Here is a 15,192-nt window from a genome sequence, read left to right on the forward strand (position 1 = left end):
AGGTCCGTCGGAGCCTGCAAACGCCCGAGCGGGGCATGCTAGCACAGATGAACGGTTGTCGACTTGCACGCATTCAGGCCGTGAAGATTTCCTCACTTTTCAGGCGCAGAGTGAACTTGAGATATACGAGCCGCCTCAAATTGACTGAGAATCGCCCCAGATATCGACCCCCAAGGAGTTCCTGTCATGCGCCTTACCCGTCTTTTTGCCATTGCCGCCCCGCTTGCCCTGCTGCTGCCACTGAGCGCCCACGCCGCCTGGCCAGCGGGCTTGAAAGCCAAATACATGACAGATTGCTCAGCGGCTGCCAGCAAAAGCATCAATCCGTCCGAAGCACAGAAGCACTGCGCTTGCGGCGCCGACGTCCTGGACAAGAAATTCACCACGCAAGAGATCTCGCAACTGATGGACCCGAAAACACCGCCGTCAAACGAATTGGCGCAGCGCGCACTGACCGAAATCTCCGTGTGCAAAGCCAAGAAATAACGCGCTCAAGTAGAGATTTTGAAGGTTTCGAAGGCCAAAATCAGCCCGAAAACCGCTGATTCACATAATTTATGCAGCTTTTATGGCTTTTTTTAATCGCCCCTTTTCAGGCGCAAAGCCGCTTAAACCGGGGCCTTCAGCCATTCAGCGCAACGAAAAGTGTGCGATAGCAGAGCAAACAGCTCGCCCGGGGGGCTCCCAAAGCGAACATTTCGACTATGATACCCGGGTGTGCCCAGTTGGCCTGAGCAGCACAGTACTACTGAAAATATATGTTTCTTGGAGATACACCATGTCTAATCGCCAAACCGGCACCGTTAAATGGTTCAACGATGAAAAAGGCTTCGGCTTCATCACTCCTCAAGGTGGCGGTGACGACCTGTTCGTACACTTCAAAGCTATCGAAAGCGACGGTTTCAAAAGCCTGAAAGAAGGCCAGACTGTTTCCTTCGTGGCTGAGAAAGGCCAAAAGGGTATGCAAGCTGCTCAAGTTCGCCCAGAGTAATTTCCAGGCGCACTAAAAAAACCCCGTCCATGTGACGGGGTTTTTTATGGGTGAAACAAAAGCCGAACGATCAGCCGCAGTTGACGCGGGTCACTACCCGGCTGGCATCGGTGTTCAGGTTCAGGCGATCGGAACGGTACTCCAGCGTCACCATATCGGTTGGCAGCAGGAACCGTGCACTTTGCGCCCCTGCGCGGGTACGCGCCTGCTCAAGCAGTTGCGGCGATGCCTGCTTGCCGATGGTGAACTCGGCAGCCTTTGCCTCACAGCGACTGTGACCCGTGTCAGTCGTCGCAACATCCGTTGTTGCCGACTCCGTAGAGGGAGTGCTGCAACCGGCCAGCGTGGCAACGGCCAACAAAGTACCCAATGACGCGAGCTTCCAAGGCATGAAGCCTCCTTATTCAATGATTAAGCTGAGATCGTGCGACAACCAGACTGGCGTTTGGTTTCACAGGGAGCACTAGGGGAGCGTTCTCAATTAGTTTCCCTACCGCACCGGGTCTTAAAGCTGGCCATGCTGCGTTGCAGGCCTTGGAAAGGGAACAACCATTCCCAGCGGCCTACGCCTTGCCTGGCCAGCTTTAAGGCGACAACGCGGTGGGGAAACTAATTGAGAACGCCCCCTAGCACCCTGCCCATGATCCGGACGAGCCGCGATTCTGCCTGAGCGCAGCCCTGCCCTTAATCACTGAATCGTGACTGAATATGAACGACGCTCAATAGACGTCGATGTAGTCGAAAGGCGGATTGGGCCAGTTCTCTTTCAAGGCATTGAAGATTTGCATGACCCAGACTTCATCGCTGGCCGCGACCCGCCCAACATAACCGGAGCCCTTGGCCCAGGTTTCGAGCCGGAACAACAACCCGTCGATATCGGTACCGCCCACGACGCCCGAGGAGATGTAGGCAATGCCGCCTTTGGTGACCCGCAACTGGGTGTGCTCATCGTCACTGGCGCCGGCCAGCAACTGACGCACCGCCTCGAGAGTCAGGCCATCCGGGGAGTTCAAATCGATCTGCACAGCGCGTTCCTTGAGTATTCGTCAGAGACCAAGTGTCGCACAGCCCTCCTTTCATGCCTAAGTCGACGTGTCAAAAGCCCCGCAAAATGGTTAACTCGGCACTCAGACTTCCCCGACCTCACGAGCGCCATCATGACCACCGTAAGCATCGACGCTGACATCAAGGCCAAGTGGCAAGACGGCCACAGCTCCTACAGCCCAAGCAGCACGGAAGAGCTCGCCATTATCGGTATCGACCTTCTGGTCAGGGACCTTGGAACCGAAGCCGCCCAATCGTTCATCGAACAGATTTTCGAAAAACATCTGTCGGACCAGAAGACCTAAGCGGTTAGCGCGAGGGAGTGAAACCCGCAGGCGAGCACCTGCGGGAGATGACGCTTACTTCAGACGGGCCAGGCGCTCGGCCAGCAGATCGAAGAAACCCTGGGCGTCGCCGCTTTCTACCCAGAAGGCGTTCTTTGGCGCATTCATGCCGTCATACCAGTCGACGATGGTCTGTCCAAAGGTCGGTCCTTCGCGGCTGTCGACCACCACGTTGACCGAACGACCGCTGAACAATTGCGGCTTGAGCAGGTAAGCGACAACCGTGGCGTCATGCACCGGGCCGCCTGGAAGGCCGTAGTGTTCCATGTCGCCCTTGATGTACTCATTGAGAATATCGCCCACCAGACGGCTGGCGTTGTTGTTCAGCGCGGCAATCTGGTTCAGGCGCGCTTCGCTGGTAAGGATCTTGTGGGTCACATCCAGCGGCAGATAGGTCAGCTTCACACCACTCTTGAGCACCACTTCGGCCGCGTGCGGATCGGCGAACAGGTTGAACTCGGCCACCGGCGTGATGTTGCCGCCGTTGAAGTGCGCACCACCCATGACCACCACTTCCTTGATGCCCCGAACGATACCCGGCTCCTGGATCAACGCCAGGGCCAGGTTGGTCTGCGGGCCCAGCATGGCGATGGTAATGCTGTGGGGCTCGGCGGATTTCAGGGTATCGATCAGATAGGTGATGGCGCTGCCCTTGGCCAGCCCCTTCTTTGGCTCATGCACGGCAATGCCCGACAACCCTTCCTTGCCATGAATGTCCTCGGCGTAGATGGGTGTGCGCATCAGGGGCCTGGGCGCCCCCGCATAGACCGGAACCTCTTCGCGCCCCGCCCACTCTCGGGCCAGTCGCGCATTGCGCGAGGTCTTGTCCAGGCGAACGTTGCCGGCAACGGTGGTCAATGCCCGAATATTCAGTTCGTCCGGCGACGCCAGGGCGAACAGCAGGGCAACAACGTCGTCAGCCCCCGGGTCGGTGTCGATGATCAGGTCGATCCTTTGCGCCGCATGGGCGTTCGTTACAGTCATCAGGGACAAAAGCAGCAGGCTCCGAAGCAGTGGATGCAGTTTCTGAACATAGCGATACATGGCGCACTCCTTGTGCATGGAAAATCAAAAAACAGACAGCCCGTCAAAACGTAACGCCGGCGACCAGCACAATGTTGCAGTACGGCTGGCATTCGCCTGTACGAACAATCGCCTTCGCTTGTCGGCTCAAGACCTTGAATTGTTCATGGGTGAGCACCTCGCGCCGCCCCAACGCACCCTCGCCGTCCAGCTCTTGCAGCGCGACCAGGGCCGACGGCTGTTTATCGAATACTTCCTGAGCCAGCACATGGCTTTCGACCTGCATCTCACTGAGCACCACCTTCAAGGTGCTGACAAAATCCGGAATGCCATGGGTCAAGGCCAGGTCGATCAATTCAACGCCCGGTGGAACCGGCAACCCCGCATCCCCGATGACGACCAAGTCGCCATGTCCCATTGAAGCGATCAGCCGCGACAGCGCAATGTTGAGCAGGGGTGTCTTTTTCATAGGGTTTTAAACGCCTGTACATCGCCCAAGGCGGGAATCGAAGGTTGCGCGCCAGCACGGGTGACCGACAGCGCCGCAGCCACCTGCCCGAAGCGGATCGCCTGCGCCTCATCCTTCCCCGCGGCCAGTGCCGCAGCGAAACCGCCGACGAATGTATCGCCGGCCGCCGTGGTATCGACAGCCTTCACCACGGGCGCGGGGAAATGTTCGAAGCGTTGGCCATCGGCAAACAGCGAACCTTGCGCACCGAGGGTGATGATCACCTTGCCGGCGCCCAGGGCAATCAGGCGGGTCGCCGCCGCTTGCGCGGTTTCGAGGGAGTCCACCGACACACCGCTCAGGGCCGATGCCTCGCTCTCGTTCGGAATCAGGTAATCGATGGAGGCGTACCAGTCCGATGGCAGCGGACGGCTGACCGGTGCCGGGTTAAGGATGACCGTCTTACCCAGCTCGCGGCCGCGCTTGAGCGCATGGCCAACAGAAGCATCGGGCACTTCCAGCTGACAGATGAGCACGTCCGCCGCGCGTATCACCGAATCAAAACGGTCAATGGCTTCAGCGGTCAACGCCCCGTTGGCGCCGGGGACGATCACGATGGTGTTCTGACTGCTGTCGTCGACCACAATCAACGCCACGCCGCTGGAACCGTCAATGGTGCTGACTGCCTGGCAATCGATCTGTTCGGCCAACAGCGCCCCGCGCAGCGCGTCACCATAAGCGTCATTGCCCACGCAGCCGATCATCGACACTTGGGCTCCCAGCCGCGCCGCAGCCACGGCCTGGTTGGCGCCCTTGCCGCCAGAGACGGTGGTAAACGACTGACCGATCAGTGTTTCACCGCCCTTGGGCAAGCGTGGTGCCCGGGTCACCAGGTCCATGTTCAAACTGCCTATTACCACTACTTTTGCTGGCATACATTGCTACTCATCGATTCTGTTTCGGCGGCGCTTTTGATACAGCGGCTTTCTGTTTTCAACGGCTTTTTGTTTCAACGGCTTTCTGTTTTCAACGGAAGTGGGCAAACACGCCGGCCAGCGGCGCCGTTGACTCACGCATGACGATACTCGGCGTCACGATCCGCTGATCGGTCGCCAGGCCCGGCGTGGCGATTCGCCGTAAAAGCACTTCGGCGGCCATTTCGCCGAGTTGCAGGATCGATTGCCCGACCGTGGTCAACGACGGGTAGACATACCGACTCATCTGGATATCGTCGAAGCCGATCACCGATAACTCGCTTGGTACGCGAATATTGCGCTCGGCGGCGGCCCGCAGCACGCCGATGCCGATCATGTCGTTGGCCGCGAAAATGGCGCTAGGCGGATTGCTTTCCAGCAGAATCGCGGCGGCGCCGTAACCGCCGGTGCTGGTGAAATCGCTTTCCAGCATGCGCCCGGGAGAGACTTCGACGCCCGACTCCTTCAAGGCCCGGCGATAACCCGCCAGACGCATCTGCGCCACGCTGGTGTTTTCCGGCCCGCTGATGGTGGCGATATCCCGGTGCCCCAACTCCAGCAGATGCCGGGTCGCCAGATAGGCGCCGTATTCATGGTCGATGCGTACCAGGTCCGCATCGACACCGTCCAGTCCCCGATCGACGATCACCATGGGTGTACGGACGCCTTTCAGACCTTGTACCAGGCCACTGTCGCCACCGGCCGAGGCGACAATCAGGCCGTCGATGCGTTTTTCCAGCAGCACGCGCAGGTAACTGCGCTGCTTGTCCGGGTTGTCGTCGGAGTTGCACAGGATGACGCAGTAACCGTTTCGTTCGCAGTAATCCTCGATACCCCGGGCCAGTTCGGCGAAGTACGGGTTGAGGCTATTGGGGACCAACAGGCCGATGGTCGCCGTGGTCTTGGCCTTGAGCGAACGGGCCACGGCACTGGGGACGTAGTCGAGGGTCTGGATTGCCGCCTCGACCTTGATCCGGACTTCTTCACTGACCGGACGGGTCTTGTTCACCACATGGGAAACCGTGGTGTAGGAAATGCCGGCAAGGGCTGCCACATCTTTGATAGTCGCCATGACTCAGGTCCGCCGGCTTGCGCGTTGACTGCGATAAGTATCCAGCACCACCGCCACCACGATCACCGCGCCGGTAATGATGCGTTTGGTCGGCTCGGTTGCCCCGATCTGCGCCAGCCCCGCGGCCAGCACGGAAATGATCAGGACGCCAAAAAACGTGCTGATCACCGAACCGCGCCCGCCCATCAGGCTGGTCCCGCCGATCACGACGGCCGCGATCACCTGCAACTCAAGACCGGAGCCGGCATTCGGGTCGGCAGCTTCCAGGCGAGAAATCTGGAACAGCGCGGCAATACCGGCCAGCAACCCCATCAGACTGAAGACCAGGATCTTGTAAGGCTTCGGATTGATCCCCGCCAGCCGCACGGCCTCTTCGTTGGTGCCGATCCCGATCAGGTAGCGACCGAACACCGTGCGGGTCAACACGGCCTGGGCGACGAAAATGATCAGCAACGCAATGATGAACGACGGCGAAATGCCGAAGGCAATCGGATTGGACAACCAGGCGAATGCATCACCGATGTAGGCCGTACGCGAACCGGTCATCTGGTACGCCACCCCACGAGCCATTTCCAGCACGCCCAGGGACACAATGAACGACGGAATCCGCCACGCCACCGTGATCGAGCCGGTGACGGTACCGGCGAGCGCCGCGACGGCCATGCCCAGCAGCGCCGCCGGCAGCACGCCCCAACCCCAGCCAAGAATCGCCACGCTCACGGTCGAGGCCGCCAGCGCCAGCACCGAGCCTACCGACAGGTCGATGCCACCGATGATCAGCACAAAGGTCATGCCGACCGCCAGTACCATCAGGTCCGGAATCTGGTTGGCCAGGGTGCTGAACGTGTCGTAAGACAGGAAATGACTGCTCAGCACCGAGAACAGCACGATCATCGCCAGCAAGGCACCCGCCAGCCCCAGATAGGTGCCCAGGCCGTAGAAGTTGCCACTGCGGTTGCCGGCGAAAGAAGCGGTTTTCATGGAAGATCCCTAGGCGCGGCTTCAAAGAGCTGCGCATCACGTTTTTGGTAGCCGGCGAAAGCAGCGGCGAGCAACTCATCCTGGGTCCAGCTGTCGCGATCGAACGTATCGATCAGGCGCCCGGCCGACAGCACACCGATCCGGTCGCAGATCAGCATCAGCTCGCGCAAATCGCTGGAGACCACCACCAGCGCCTTGCCCTGGCGGGTCAATTCACCCAGCAGGTTGTAGATATCGAACTTGGCGCCGACGTCGATGCCACGGGTCGGCTCGTCGAACAGCAACACCGAGCAATCGCGCTCCAGCCAACGGCCGATGACGACCTTCTGCTGATTGCCGCCGGACAACTCGGACACCAGCTGTGCCGGACCGGAACTGCGAATGCGCATGGCGTCGATCTGACGCTGGGCCAGGGCGTTTTCGCCATCGTTGTCGACAAAGCCCGCGCTGGAGATGCCGGGCATGTTGCCCAAGGCGATATTGGCGCCGATCGACTGCGTCAACAAAAGGCCTTCGCCCTTGCGATCTTCAGTGATCAACGCGATGCCATGCCCGACCGCATCCACCGGCGAGCGCACATTGATGACCTTCGCCGGCGCCCCCAGGGCAATCGTGCCGCTGTCGGCGATATCGGCACCGAAGATCAAACGCAGCAACTCGGTGCGCCCCGCGCCGATCAATCCGGAAATCCCGAAGATCTCTCCGGCACGGACTTCGAACGACACGTCACGAACCTTGTCGGCACGGCTCAGGCCCTTGACCGTCAACACCGGAGCGCCGATCTTGCGCACCCCCATATCGATGTGTTCGCCGAGCTCGCGACCGACCATCAAGGTCACCAGTTGCTCGCTGTTGTAGTTGGCCATCGGCTCGACACAGACCAGGTTGCCATCGCGCAGCACGGCAATGCGCTGCGCGACCCGCGCCAGCTCTTCCAGGCGATGGGAGATGTAGATGATCGATACGCCGCGCGCCTGCAGGCGGGTGATCTGCTCGAACAGCATTTCGACTTCGCGGGCAGTGAGCATCGCAGTCGGCTCGTCGAGAATCAGCACATGACAATCGCCGATCAGGTTGCGGGCGATCTCGACCATTTGCTGGTGGCCGATGCCCAGTTCGCCGACCAGTGTATCCGGGTCAATGGCGTCGAGCCCGACTTGAGCCATGGCCTCGATGGCAGCCTTGCGCAATTGCTTGCGACTGATCCAGCCGCCTTTGCTGGGCAGATTGTCGAGAAACAGGTTTTCCGCCACCGACAAGGTCGGCAGCAGATTGAGTTCCTGCATGACCATGCGGATACCTAGCGCTTCAGCCTGAGCCCGGCTACCTGGGCGATAGTCCTGCCCCTGAAACTGCATCTGGCCGGTGGTCGGTGTGACCAGCCCGCCAATAATCTTCGAAAGCGTGCTTTTGCCTGCACCGTTCTCGCCGGTCAACGCCAGCACTTCCCCACGCATGAGCGTCAGGTCGATGCCGGCCAGGACCGGTTGGGCGTAGGTCTTGCCGATACCGCTGACCGAAAGGACAGCGTCCGGAGCGCAAACTGACATAAAACTCTCCATGCGCCCGTCCGGCTGGACGAGCGCCGTTGCGTCGCCAGAAGGTTACTGTGTGACCGGCTCTTTGGTGACCAACTCTACCGGCGTTTCGATCACGCCATTGGCGCCGCCATCAACCTTCTCGCCCTTGAGAATCTTCAATGCAGTCTCGATGCCGAACACCGCCTGCCTGGCCGCAAACTGGTCCGCGGTGGCCAGCACGCGACCGTCCTTGAGCATTGGCTGGATGGCATTGATGTTGTCGTAGCCGACCACTTGCACCTTGCCGGCCTTGCCCGCGGCGCGCACCGCAGATACCGCACCGACCGCCATGCTGTCGTTGCCGGCCAACAGGGCCTTGGTTTGCGGGTATTCGCTGAGAATCGACGCGGCGACCTTGTTGCCCTTGTCGATCTCCCAGTCACCGGATTGCAGGGACACGACCTTGATCTGCGCCGCCTCCATCGCATCCTTGAAACCTGCGGTCCGCTGCTGGGCATTGGTGGTGGTGGACACACCTTCGATAATGCCGACTTCGTCACCAGCCTTCAGCTGCCTGGCCAGGTAATCCCCCACCAGCCGTGCGCCCTTGCGGTTGTCCGGACCTACGAACGGAACATTGATGTTTTTGCTTTTGACGACGGCGGGGTCCAGCTGGTTGTCGATGTTGATCACGGTGATACCGGCATCGATGGCTTTCTTGATCACCGGGACCATGGCCTTGGAGTCTGCCGGTGCAATCACCAGTGCATTGACCTTCGCCAGGATCATCTGCTCGACGATGCGCGTCTGGCCTGCGGTGTCGGTTTCATCCTTGATGCCGTTGGAGATGAGCTCGAATTCGCCGGAGTGATCTTTCTGGTAAGCCTTGGCGCCGTCCTCCATGGTCAGGAAGAACTCATTGGCCAGGGATTTCATGACCAGTGCGACTTTCGGTTTTTCAGTGGCTTCAGCAAAGGCCGAAGAGACAGGCAGTGCAGCGGATGCGGCAGCCAGCATAGCGACAGCGAGAAGACGTCCAGCGAATGGCAGCTTCATGGGTTCACTCCGATCTTATGATTATTGTGAGCAACGCTTGCGCTGGCGTAAGCTTCACGGCCCACCGCGATGAAAAGCCATCATTGGAGCCGCGCAAACGTTTGCGCGAACCAAACTATGCGAACCCTGCCGAATTTTGTCAACGACCTGAAAAGTGCTTTCACAGATGCGTGGCGAAAAAACGGCATTCAACTCATGCCGTGGTGTTGACCACCGATCCCGTGCCGGAACCCTTGGCCAGTTCCTTGATCAGGCTCGCACCCACTTGCAGGATGGCGCCGTTGGTGTCGGCCACCTGCCCCTGAATGACCGCTACCGCGGTGGTCTTGGCTTCCGGCGTCGGATAGGAAGCCGCCTGGGCTTGCGCCAGTTGCTGCTGTTGCTCGCGCAATTGCTGCTGCAACTCCTTCAGACGCTTGAGCAAGACCTTCACCGCCACGCTGGTGTTATCGCTGGTTTCAGATTCGGCCTGTGCGCCGGCACTCTCCCCCAGACCTACCGGGCCCGTCTTGACCTGGGTGCCGTCGCTTTTCTTTGCACCCAGCGCTTGAGCTGCCGCATCAGCTGCTGCGTCGCTCAAGGCACGAAGGGTAGTGGCCGATTTGCCACCGATGGTGATGCTCGCGGCATTGGGAATGCCAACAGATAACGACATGTGAACTCCTGAAGAAAAAAATCCCTTGAAGGAACATCGACCGGCGCAGGCGTTTCTTTAATCGTTAGTGATGATTTGACCCGTTGAAATCTTAAACAAGACCGCGATCCGTTTCGGAGAGCCGAACACGAAAGCTAAACATGTTCGGCATTCCGGACACCCCTGCCCCGAAACCGTTCCGGACACAAACAGCAATACCGTTACAAATCATTAAGTTAGGCGTGTTTTTCGATTCAGGGTATTACTGGTACAGATCCTGCTTTTCCCTCTTACCCCCGGTGTTCAGATTCGCCCGGGGCGTATCTAGATGAACCTGCATCTGCACCGTCTCACAACTAGAAGAGAAAAATAATGACATCTGCTCTCAAGACCTTTGTTCCGGGCGCCTTGGCCCTGCTGCTGCTTCTGCCTACCGCCCTTCAGGCCAAAGAAGCCGAAACCCAACAGAAACTGGCCAACGTGGTAATCCTGGCCACCGGCGGCACCATTGCCGGCGCAGGGGCCAGCGCCGCCAACAGCGCGACCTATCAAGCGGCGAAAGTCGGCATTGAACAGTTGATCGCCGGCGTTCCTGAACTGAGCCAATTGGCTAACGTTCGCGGCGAACAGGTCATGCAAATCGCCTCCGAAAGCATCACCAACGAAAACCTGCTGCAACTGGGTCGCCGCGTAGCCGAACTGGCCGACAGCAAAGACGTCGATGGCATCGTAATCACCCACGGCACCGACACCCTGGAAGAAACAGCGTACTTCCTGAACCTGGTGGAAAAAACCGAGAAGCCGATCATCGTCGTGGGCTCCATGCGCCCAGGCACCGCGATGTCCGCCGATGGCATGTTGAACCTGTACAACGCCGTAGCTGTGGCCAGCAGCAAAGACGCGCGGGGCAAAGGCGTGCTGGTGACCATGAACGATGAAATCCAGTCGGGTCGCGACGTCAGCAAAATGATCAACATCAAGACCGAAGCGTTTAAAAGCGCCTGGGGTCCGCTGGGCATGGTAGTAGAAGGCAAATCCTACTGGTTCCGTTTGCCAGCCAAGCGCCACACCATGGATTCCGAGTTCGACATCAAGAACATCAAGAGCCTGCCTGACGTCGAGATCGCCTACTCCTACGGCAACGTCAGCGATACCGCCTACAAGGCCCTGGCTCAATCGGGCGCCAAAGCCATCATCCACGCCGGCACCGGCAATGGCTCGGTATCCTCGCGAGTGGTCCCTGCCCTGCAAGCCCTGCGCAAGGACGGCGTGCAGATCATTCGCTCCTCCCATGTCAACGCAGGCGGCTTTGTATTGCGCAACGCCGAACAGCCTGACGACAAATACGACTGGGTCGTGGCCCACGACCTGAACCCGCAGAAGGCCCGGATCCTGGCGATGGTCGCGCTGACCAAGACCAACGACAGCAAAGAGCTGCAACGGATGTTCTGGGAATACTGATTCACCCTCGCCCGACCGGACCCGGTCGGGCACCCCGTGCGCCATTCGCCAGCCTTGGCGAGTGGTTGCCGTTGGATCTTACAAAAAAACTCCCTTCGCCTTACGCCAAACGGAACAAATCGCTGTCAGAGGATTTTCTTGGTTTTTAAGCAGTTGCGAAATGGCCTACAGTTAAATACTGTATGCACGTACAGCTTAATAAGGATAATCCCGTGGACACCACCTCTGCCTCTCCTGACACCTATGTACGCATGGGCCTGCGCGTTCAGAAAATCATCAACTCTCCCACCGCACAAAAGGCCAGGGCAGCGTTGATCTTCCGCCTGCCTGATGAACAAGTGGATGAATGGGAACGCTTGCTGGAAGAAATCGACGAGAACGACAACGTCACCCTCGCCTATCGCGATGATGGCGGCGTGCAGATTTTCTGGGTTGTGCCGAAGGAAGATTGAGTCGATGAGTGTCCGCTGGTTTGCTTTGCTGTTTCTGTTTGTTGTCGTGGGCGCGCAAGCCGACGCGCCGCGCACCTTCACCGAAGCGAAAAAGGTGGCCTGGAAGCTCTATGCGCCCCAGTCCACCGAGTTTTACTGTGGCTGCAAGTACACCGGCAACCGGGTGAACCTTGCCGCCTGCGGTTATGTTCCCCGTAAAAATGCCAAACGCGCATCCCGCATCGAGTGGGAGCATATCGTCCCAGCCTGGCAAATCGGTCACCAACGCCAGTGCTGGCAAGAGGGCGGTCGCAAGAACTGCACCCGCTACGACCCGGTTTACCAGAAGGCCGAAGCAGATTTGCACAACCTGGTGCCCAGCATTGGCGAGGTCAATGGCGATCGCAGCAACTTCAGCTTTGGCTGGCTGCCCGAGCAGTCGGGGCAATATGGTTCCTGCCTGACCCAGGTCGACTTCAAGGCCAAGAAAGTCATGCCCCGCCCTTCCATTCGCGGCATGATCGCCCGGACCTACTTCTACATGAGCAAGCAGTATGGCTTGCGCCTGTCGAAACAGGATCGGCAACTGTACGAAGCCTGGGACAAGACCTATCCGGTGCAGGCCTGGGAGCGCCAACGCAACCAGAGCGTGGGCTGCGTCATGGGGCGCGGCAACGAGTTCGTCGGCCCGGTAGACATGAAGGCCTGCGGCTGAATCCAGAACGGGACACCTGAAACGACAAAGGCCTCGAGGTTAAACACCCGAGGCCTTTTTTGTTTCTTCAACGCCTGCGCTACGCTATTGAGCGGCTGGACGCTCAAGCACCAACAATTCGATGTTCTGTTTCTTCGAGCGAGTGAGCGCGGCGCGAACTTCATCCTGCTTGGCTTCGGCTTCGGCCTTCGAATTGAACGGCCCCATCAGGATTCGGGTATTGCCATTCTCCTTGACCACGCTGGACATGAAACTGTGCTCGATCAGCCAGCCACTCAGATCGCTGACTGCCTGAGGGGTTTCACCTCGCACTTCAAGATCCCATTGCGGGCCGGACACTGGCGCGGGTACGGCAGCCATGGCCGGCTTGGGCTTCGGCGCATCCACAGTGCTGCCCTCGCCACATCCCGCCAGTGCCAATATCGCGATGACCAAAACCATTTTGCGCACGACGCTTCCCTCTAAATGCATAAAGCGGGGATTTTAACACCCATGAATACTTCGCGAGTGCCGTAAAATGGGCTCAAAACAACGAGAATGATGGTTGCGGCCTCTGTATAGTTACGCCTTGGGAATTAATGCCGCATCTGCGCGTCAGAAAGAGGCACCCAAACCGCGAGACTTCGCACTAATCTATACATAACACCGACCTCTGCACTGTCCGAATCAGGTGCCCCACAAAGCAATCAAGGAGAAGACCATGCTGATACTCACCCGCAAAGTCGGTGAAAGCATAAACATAGGTGATGACATTACGATCACCATCCTGGGCGTAAGCGGCCAGCAAGTCAGGATCGGCATCAACGCTCCGAAGGACGTTGCAGTGCATCGTGAAGAAATTTACCAGCGCATTCAGGCCGGCCTGACCGCCCCGGAAAAGCCGCAACCCTGAATCCTGTTGCAGTCAGTAGCCAGCCCGTTCAGTCCGGAATCACGGCTGGCTAAAGATTCAGCATCCCATCGCCCTGCGCTATTGCCCCCACCCAAACCCCAAGGGCCGATACTAGCGGCAAGCTTTACTCTATTGCTGTCAGACTTTTCTGGTTTACCCTAGGGAAGGATGCGTTCACTCTGCGGTCAACCCGGCATCACGCCTCGCGCCATGCCCGTCGCCGCCACCACCATCAGCAGCACCAGCAGCGCCTCTATATGACTGATCCGTGCAAACAGCTTCGCACGGCCGGTATCGATCGCCACTTTACGGGCAAGCGCAATCCGCCACTTGATCAGCGTCACCATAGGTGCGATTTCCAGCAGCACGATCAGGACGAACAGCGTCATCTTCAGATGAAACAACGGCTGATGCAGGTAATAGTCCGTGCCTTTCTCGTACCCGCCAAAGGCTCGCATCCCGCCACTGACCAATAAAACGACAGCTGAAATACCCCAGATATTGTCCGCCATCAGAACACTGCGCACCTCTGCGGCTCCATCAGCCAAACGCCGAAAAGCCGTGCCTCGAACCAACACTGCCCAAAATCCCAAGGCAAATGCCAGAAGATGAACCGCCGCCAGAAACCAGTGAGTCAGCATCGAGAAACTCCTGCCAGGTCGAAGTTGTTTGAGCCTGTCAGTAGTAGCCCATGAAATGGCTGCGTGCACGGTATCCGCGGACAATGCCCGGTACACAATATGACAGACCAACTAGACTCCACTGCGTTGGTACTGAGCGACCATGGCAGTACCCGCCCCAACAGCAACTCACTCCCACCGCATTGAACTGAGTAAACAAAATCATGTGTGAATCATGTGATTCAAGCTCTGCTTCAAACACAACAGGCCGTCGTCGTTTTCTTCAATATGCCGGATTGAGCGCAGGCGCCCTGCTGCTGACCGGCACACTGCCCGGCAAGATCATCCAGGCAGCCGAAAAAGCGACAGCCCCACCCAAACCACAAAACGTAATCAGTCCCGACATGGCGTTGAAAAGGCTGATGGAGGGCAATGCACGATATGTAGGCGGTACTTCCACAACGCACGATTTCAAGGCAGAGCGAGAGGCCCTGGTGTCCGGGCAGAATCCGTTCGTGGCGGTGCTGAGCTGCTCCGACTCGAGGATCGCCCCGGAATATGCGTTCGACACCGCGCGCGGCGATCTTTTCTCCATCCGTGTCGCAGGCAACTTCGTTACGCCGGAAGGCTTGGCCAGTATTGAATATGGGGTTGCCGTGCTGGGCGCCCCGCTGATTCTCGTACTGGGGCATGAGAGCTGCGGCGCCATCGAGGCCGGTATCAAGGCTGTCAAGGATAAGACGATTTTCCCCGGCCACATCCCGAAACTGACTGACGCACTCAAGTCGGCAGTCGAGGCAGTACTCAAGCAGCCCGGGAACTTGATGGAAAACGCCACCGTGCAAAACGTCAAGAATTCGGTCAACAGCCTGAAACAGGCCTCGCCATTGCTGACCGATGCGCAGAGCAAGGGCGCACTCAAGATCGTGGGCGGCATCTATCGCCTGGCGAGCGGCAAGGTAGAGTTGATCGCTTGATCCGCAACG

20 protein-coding genes are annotated in these 15,192 nt (G+C 58.7%); 8 read left to right on the plus strand and 12 right to left on the minus strand.

What is annotated here, in order from left to right; translation table 11 throughout:
- The first annotated feature begins 186 nt into the window (after positions 1 to 186).
- Both AABM52_RS20300 and AABM52_RS20305 read left to right on the plus strand, forming a co-directional pair.
- A complete protein-coding gene (locus AABM52_RS20300; protein ID WP_347907562.1) occupies positions 187 to 486 on the plus strand; it encodes a hypothetical protein in 300 nt (99 codons plus the stop codon).
- Positions 487 to 778: 292 nt separating this feature from the next.
- On the plus strand, positions 779 to 991 hold the full coding sequence (locus AABM52_RS20305; RefSeq protein WP_003179963.1) for a cold-shock protein: 213 nt from the start codon (positions 779 to 781) through the stop codon (positions 989 to 991).
- 70 nt (positions 992 to 1,061) lie between these two features.
- Here AABM52_RS20305 and AABM52_RS20310 read toward each other — a convergent pair whose 3' ends face one another.
- Positions 1,062 to 1,382: an I78 family peptidase inhibitor gene (locus AABM52_RS20310; protein ID WP_008047240.1), complete on the minus strand. Its 321-nt coding sequence runs from the start codon at positions 1,380 to 1,382 to the stop codon at positions 1,062 to 1,064.
- A 328-nt stretch (positions 1,383 to 1,710) separates the two neighbouring features.
- Positions 1,711 to 2,016: a hypothetical protein gene (locus AABM52_RS20315; protein ID WP_347907563.1), complete on the minus strand. Its 306-nt coding sequence runs from the start codon at positions 2,014 to 2,016 to the stop codon at positions 1,711 to 1,713.
- Positions 2,017 to 2,148: 132 nt separating this feature from the next.
- Between AABM52_RS20315 and AABM52_RS20320 the strand changes: the two genes are divergently transcribed.
- Entirely contained in the window at positions 2,149 to 2,340 is a 192-nt protein-coding gene (locus tag AABM52_RS20320) for a hypothetical protein (protein ID WP_046041585.1), read from the plus strand.
- A 54-nt stretch (positions 2,341 to 2,394) separates the two neighbouring features.
- Here AABM52_RS20320 and AABM52_RS20325 read toward each other — a convergent pair whose 3' ends face one another.
- The 8 genes from AABM52_RS20325 to AABM52_RS20360 form a co-directional block, all read right to left on the minus strand.
- Positions 2,395 to 3,423 (minus strand): nucleoside hydrolase, encoded by a 1,029-nt coding sequence (locus AABM52_RS20325; RefSeq protein ID WP_347907564.1) that lies wholly within the window; start codon positions 3,421 to 3,423, stop codon positions 2,395 to 2,397.
- A 43-nt stretch (positions 3,424 to 3,466) separates the two neighbouring features.
- Positions 3,467 to 3,871 (minus strand): D-ribose pyranase, encoded by a 405-nt coding sequence (gene rbsD, locus AABM52_RS20330; RefSeq protein ID WP_347907565.1) that lies wholly within the window; start codon positions 3,869 to 3,871, stop codon positions 3,467 to 3,469.
- A complete protein-coding gene (gene rbsK / locus AABM52_RS20335; protein ID WP_347907566.1) occupies positions 3,868 to 4,785 on the minus strand; it encodes a ribokinase in 918 nt (305 codons plus the stop codon). Before rbsK ends, rbsD begins: the two co-directional genes overlap by 4 nt.
- 91 nt (positions 4,786 to 4,876) lie before the next feature.
- Entirely contained in the window at positions 4,877 to 5,896 is a 1,020-nt protein-coding gene (locus tag AABM52_RS20340) for a LacI family DNA-binding transcriptional regulator (RefSeq protein WP_347907567.1), read from the minus strand.
- A gap of 3 nt (positions 5,897 to 5,899) precedes the next feature.
- On the minus strand, positions 5,900 to 6,877 hold the full coding sequence (locus AABM52_RS20345; protein ID WP_347907568.1) for an ABC transporter permease: 978 nt from the start codon (positions 6,875 to 6,877) through the stop codon (positions 5,900 to 5,902).
- Positions 6,874 to 8,427 (minus strand): sugar ABC transporter ATP-binding protein, encoded by a 1,554-nt coding sequence (locus AABM52_RS20350; protein WP_347907569.1) that lies wholly within the window; start codon positions 8,425 to 8,427, stop codon positions 6,874 to 6,876. The genes AABM52_RS20345 and AABM52_RS20350 overlap by 4 nt, the downstream gene beginning before the upstream one ends.
- Before the next feature lie 54 nt (positions 8,428 to 8,481).
- Positions 8,482 to 9,453: a sugar ABC transporter substrate-binding protein gene (locus tag AABM52_RS20355; protein ID WP_347907570.1), complete on the minus strand. Its 972-nt coding sequence runs from the start codon at positions 9,451 to 9,453 to the stop codon at positions 8,482 to 8,484.
- 193 nt (positions 9,454 to 9,646) lie between these two features.
- A complete protein-coding gene (locus AABM52_RS20360) occupies positions 9,647 to 10,108 on the minus strand; it encodes a hypothetical protein (RefSeq protein ID WP_347907571.1) in 462 nt (153 codons plus the stop codon).
- A 351-nt stretch (positions 10,109 to 10,459) separates the two neighbouring features.
- Here AABM52_RS20360 and AABM52_RS20365 point away from each other — a divergent pair, with 351 nt between their 5' ends.
- From AABM52_RS20365 to AABM52_RS20375, 3 genes are all read left to right on the plus strand, one after another.
- A complete protein-coding gene (locus AABM52_RS20365; RefSeq protein ID WP_347907572.1) occupies positions 10,460 to 11,548 on the plus strand; it encodes an asparaginase in 1,089 nt (362 codons plus the stop codon).
- A gap of 182 nt (positions 11,549 to 11,730) precedes the next feature.
- Entirely contained in the window at positions 11,731 to 12,000 is a 270-nt protein-coding gene (locus AABM52_RS20370; protein WP_347907573.1) for a DUF1654 domain-containing protein, read from the plus strand.
- Positions 12,001 to 12,004: 4 nt separating this feature from the next.
- The gene (locus AABM52_RS20375) at positions 12,005 to 12,694 is read left to right on the plus strand and encodes an endonuclease I family protein (protein ID WP_347907574.1); all 690 of its coding nucleotides are present in this window, start codon (positions 12,005 to 12,007) and stop codon (positions 12,692 to 12,694) included.
- Positions 12,695 to 12,778: 84 nt separating this feature from the next.
- On the opposite strand, the gene AABM52_RS20380 is transcribed toward AABM52_RS20375, so the two are convergent.
- Positions 12,779 to 13,144, minus strand: a complete 366-nt coding sequence (locus AABM52_RS20380; protein ID WP_347907575.1) for an SPOR domain-containing protein — start codon at positions 13,142 to 13,144, stop codon at positions 12,779 to 12,781.
- A gap of 250 nt (positions 13,145 to 13,394) precedes the next feature.
- Here AABM52_RS20380 and csrA point away from each other — a divergent pair, with 250 nt between their 5' ends.
- On the plus strand, positions 13,395 to 13,586 hold the full coding sequence (gene csrA, locus AABM52_RS20385; RefSeq protein WP_053161267.1) for a carbon storage regulator CsrA: 192 nt from the start codon (positions 13,395 to 13,397) through the stop codon (positions 13,584 to 13,586).
- A 185-nt stretch (positions 13,587 to 13,771) separates the two neighbouring features.
- On the opposite strand, the gene AABM52_RS20390 is transcribed toward csrA, so the two are convergent.
- Positions 13,772 to 14,227, minus strand: coding sequence for a DUF2214 family protein (locus AABM52_RS20390; RefSeq protein ID WP_347907576.1), 456 nt, complete (start codon positions 14,225 to 14,227; stop codon positions 13,772 to 13,774).
- Between the two features lie 203 nt (positions 14,228 to 14,430).
- Here AABM52_RS20390 and AABM52_RS20395 point away from each other — a divergent pair, with 203 nt between their 5' ends.
- Positions 14,431 to 15,183: a carbonic anhydrase gene (locus AABM52_RS20395; protein WP_347907577.1), complete on the plus strand. Its 753-nt coding sequence runs from the start codon at positions 14,431 to 14,433 to the stop codon at positions 15,181 to 15,183.
- Positions 15,184 to 15,192 lie beyond the last annotated feature (9 nt).

This window comes from Pseudomonas grandcourensis (assembly GCF_039909015.1).
GTDB lineage: Bacteria > Pseudomonadota > Gammaproteobacteria > Pseudomonadales > Pseudomonadaceae > Aquipseudomonas > Aquipseudomonas grandcourensis.